Annotated in this window: 4 protein-coding genes; all 4 read right to left on the reverse strand. The window is 66.1% G+C overall.

Annotated elements, in window-relative coordinates; translation table 11 throughout:
* Positions 1-397: GMC family oxidoreductase N-terminal domain-containing protein (locus QOD90_RS28515; RefSeq protein ID WP_526355437.1), on the reverse strand; the 397-nt coding region annotated here is incomplete at its 3' end.
* The gene (locus QOD90_RS28520) at positions 390-1,952 is read right to left on the reverse strand and encodes an amino acid permease (RefSeq protein ID WP_526355439.1); all 1,563 of its coding nucleotides are present in this window, start codon (positions 1,950-1,952) and stop codon (positions 390-392) included. The genes QOD90_RS28520 and QOD90_RS28515, both read right to left, overlap by 8 nt.
* 37 nt (positions 1,953-1,989) lie before the next feature.
* Positions 1,990-3,483, reverse strand: a complete 1,494-nt coding sequence (locus tag QOD90_RS28525) for an aldehyde dehydrogenase family protein (protein ID WP_526355443.1) — start codon at positions 3,481-3,483, stop codon at positions 1,990-1,992.
* 6 nt (positions 3,484-3,489) lie between these two features.
* Positions 3,490-4,095: SRPBCC family protein (locus QOD90_RS28530; RefSeq protein WP_526355441.1), on the reverse strand; the 606-nt coding region annotated here is incomplete at its 5' end.

Genomic DNA, 4,095 nt, shown 5'->3' on the forward strand with positions numbered 1-4,095 from the left:
CGTCGTTGTTCTCCAGCCGAGTGACGTAGGGCAACACACCCTTTGCGCCCCACCCGGTTGCGCCCATCGCCTCCCATTCGTCCAGGCCCTCCGCAGGCGGCCAGAACGCGATGCACGAGTTGTGCGACGAACAGCCGCCGAGCACCTTCGCGCGGGCGTGCCGCATGAAGCTGTTGCCGCGTTCCTGAGGTTCGACGGGGTAGTCCCAGTCGTAGCCGGAGTCGAGCAGATGCATCCACTCGGACAGCGGGAGGATGTTGGCGTCACCCACGTCGGTCGGTCCAGCCTCGACGAGGCATACCGTCACGTCGGGGTCCTCGGACAGGCGGGCGGCCAGCACGCAGCCGGCCGTCCCCCCGCCCGCGATGACGTAGTCGAATGTTCCTGCGTCAGACACCGATCGGTCCCGGATCGAGGTTCTCCGCCTCCGACTTGGTGGCCACCGCGTGCGATTCCAGCGTGCCGATGTGGTGGCGGCCCTTCAGGCCGTACCACAGCAGCCCGAAGCCCAGGATCACGCCGATGTAGACGAATGCGCCCCACGTGTTGTACCAGGGGTCGCCGTACACCGCGACGCGCGGCCACGCCAGGTTCACCGCCATTCCGACGCCCCAGACCACGGCCAGGATGTTGACCGGCATCCCCCACTTGCCCATCGTGAAGTAGCCGCCCTCCTTCAGATCCTTCGGCGGCCATTCGCCTTGGAACCGCTTCTTGAGCATCGGCCCGGTGACCATCAGGTACGCGAGGTAGATCATGATGATCGCGATCGACGTCAGCACGGTGAAGATCTTCGGCTGGCCGATGTTGATCACCAGGATGATGGCCGCGATCACGCCGATGACGATGGCGGGGACGATCGGCGTCTGGGTCTTCGGGTTGACGCGAGCAAGCTTCTCGCCGAAGGGAAGTGCGTTGTCGCGTGCCATCGCGAAGGTCAGCCGGATGGCCGCGGTGTGCACGGCCAGCGTGCAGACCGTGACCGCGACCACGATGCAGACCAGGAACACCTTGCCGAGCGGGCCCCACATGACCTGCTCGACGATGTACTGCAGGCCGCCGCTGCTCTCGCCGATCTTGGGGTCGTTGAGATCCGGTGCCGACATGACGGCGAACACGAGGATCGCGCCACCGATCACGAACGAGGCCAGGATGGCACGCAGAATCGCCATCGGTGCGGTGCGGCGCGGTTCCACCGTCTCCTCGCCGAGCGAGCTCGCGGTGTCGAAGCCGTACATCACGTAGCCCGACGCCAATGACGCGATCAAGAACGCGCCAAGGTAGCCGCCGCTCTCCCCCGCGCCGTAGCCGTTGGTGGAGAAGAACACCGACGGTCCGCGAGTCGTGCTGGCGGCCAGGATGATCGCGATCAGGACGGCCGCGATGAGCTCGATGAAGACGCCGGCGCTGTTGATCATCGCCATCAGCTTCACGCCGAGGGCGTTGATGACGGTGGTGAACACGATCAGGACGCTGCCCAGCACGACGGCGTTGGCGGCGAAGTCGTATTCGCCCGTCCCGTCGCCGATGATCTGGAATCCGCTCCACAGCCGGGGCAGGTTCAGCTGGTAGGCCAGGACGACCGCCGAGATCGTGACGATCGACGCGGTGAGCATCAGCCAGCCCGACGACCACCCGACGATCTTGCTGCCCAGCTTCTTCGACCAGTTGTAGACCGAGCCCGCGACCGGGTACTTGGCAGCGAGTTCCATGAAGCACAGGGCGACGGCCATTTGGCCGACGAAGACGATCGGCCATGACCACAGGTACGCGGGACCCGCGCTGCTGAAGCCGAAGTAGAAGAGTTGGAACGTTCCGGTCAGGATCGAGATGTAGCTGACGCCGGCAGCGAAGCTGGCGAACTTGCCGATGCTGCGGTCGAGGGACTCCTTGTACCCGAAGTCGTCCAGGCCGCCGCTATCCGCTCCCGGTGAACCTGCTTCAACAGTCATTGACGCGTCCTCTCTGAGGTTGTCGCCGCGAGGCGGGCTATTCGCCCTTGAACCACCCTGCGGGTTTCGGCGCGGTGTTGTGCCAGATATGTTTGAGCTCTTGGTATTCCGCAAGTCCCGTCGGTCCGAGCTCGCGACCGTTACCCGACTTCCCGAATCCGCCCCACTCCGCTGCCGCGGTGTAGTAGCCGAAGTCGTTCAGCCACACCGTGCCGTGCCTCAAAGCACGCACCACACGTTCGCCCCGCGCCGGATCGGACGTACGAACGCCCGCCGCGAGACCGTATTCCGTATCGTTCCCGAGGCTGATGGCCTCGGCCTCGGTGGTGAATCGCTCCACCGTGAGGATCGGTCCGAAGGTTTCGTCTCGGACGATCCCCATCGATCGGTCGCACCGATCGAAGATCGTGGGCAGATAGAAACTGCCCTTGGCCAGCGCCGGATCCGACGGTCGAGCACCGCCGGTCAGCAGCTTGGCACCCTCCGAAATGGCCGCCGCCACATGGCCTTCCACCTTGGCGCGGTGTTGTTCGGACACCAGTGGGCCAGTCTCGCTGGCCGGATCCATGCCGTCGCCCATCCGGATCTTCTCGGCCCGCTCGACTAGCGCCGCGACGAAGTCGTCGGCGATCGACTCCTCGACGATCAGCCGGGTGCCCGCCGAGCACACCTGACCCGAATGGAGGAAGACCCCGGTGAGCACCTGGTCGACGGACGTGCCCCACGCATCACCGGTTCCGATGTCGGCGAAGACGATGTGCGGGTTCTTCCCGCCGAGTTCCACCGCCACCTTCGTGACGTGCTCGGCGGCCACCTTCGCAATGGTTCGACCGGTGGCCAACCCGCCGGTGAACGAGATGAAGTCGACGTCCGGGTTGTCGGTCAGCGCGCTGCCGAGCACCGCGCCGCTGCCCTGCACCAGGTTGACCACGCCGCCGGGCACGCCCGCCTCCTCCAGCAGGTGCGTGAACGCAATGGTGGACAGCGGCGTCACCTCGCTCGGCTTGGCGACCATGGTGCAGCCCGCTCCGAGCGCGGGCGCGATCTTCCACGACATCTGCAGCAGCGGGTAGTTCCACGGTGCGATGAGCACGCAGACGCCGATGGGTTCGCGGACCACGCGGCTGATGACGGCGGGATCACCCACGTCGACCACCCGGTCCGCCTCGACTCCGACCAGACGCGCGTAGTACCGGAACACCGACGTGACGTCGTCGATGTCGATCCTGCTCTCCACCAGAGTCTTTCCGGTGTCGCGGGTCTCCAGGACCGCCAGGTCCTCCTTGTCCCGCTGCAGCAGGTCGGCGACGTGGTCGAGCAGCGCGGCGCGGTCACCTGCGGACGTCGCCGGCCAGCTGCCCTCGTCGAACGCCGCCCTGGCCGCGCTCACGGCGTCGCGCGCGTCCGCGTCGGTGGCCTCGTCGACGGTCGCAGCGACGGTTCCGTCGGCCGGGTTGATGATCTGTCGCGTCCCGTCGTCGGACGCGTGACGCCAGCGGCCAGCGACGTAGAGGTCGGGATCACCGTTCACGGGCACTCACTCACCTTGCGTCGCCGAGAGACGGGACACTACCCATTCGTGGAACTCCGCGATGTGGTGTTCGGAAGGAACGAGTACCCCGCCGTTGCGATAGGCCCGCGACGACATCGCGGGCTGGGTGCGTTCGCAGGCCGCGAAGTCCTGCTCGTTGACGCGATGGAACAGCTCGACCGACCGCGATACGTCGCGACCGGAGTCGACCACGTCTGGGGTGTACAGCCAGTCGCATTCGACGACGGTGCGGTCCGGCGCCAACGGGTACATGCGGTGGAAGATGACGTGGTCGGGCACCAGGTTGACGAACACCGTCGGCCTTACCGTGATTGCGTAGTAGCGCCGGTCCTGCTCCTCGGTGACACCTGGCAGCGTCTCGAAGCCCGCGCTGCCGTCGATCGTGAACCCCGTTACCTCGGAGGCGAACTCAGCCCCGTGCCCGACGTAGTACTGCGCGGCGAGCCCCTTGGCGAACTCAGGAAGCACTTCGGTGAGCTCGGGATGAATCGTGGCGCAGTGGTAGCACTCCATGAAGTTCTCGACGATGAGCTTCCTATTCGCCGCCACGTCGTACACCACCCGGCGCCCGACGCTCAGATGCTCGATCCC

The sequence above is a fragment of the Mycobacterium sp. genome, from assembly GCF_032161845.1.
Taxonomy (GTDB): Bacteria; Actinomycetota; Actinomycetes; order Mycobacteriales; family Mycobacteriaceae; genus Mycobacterium.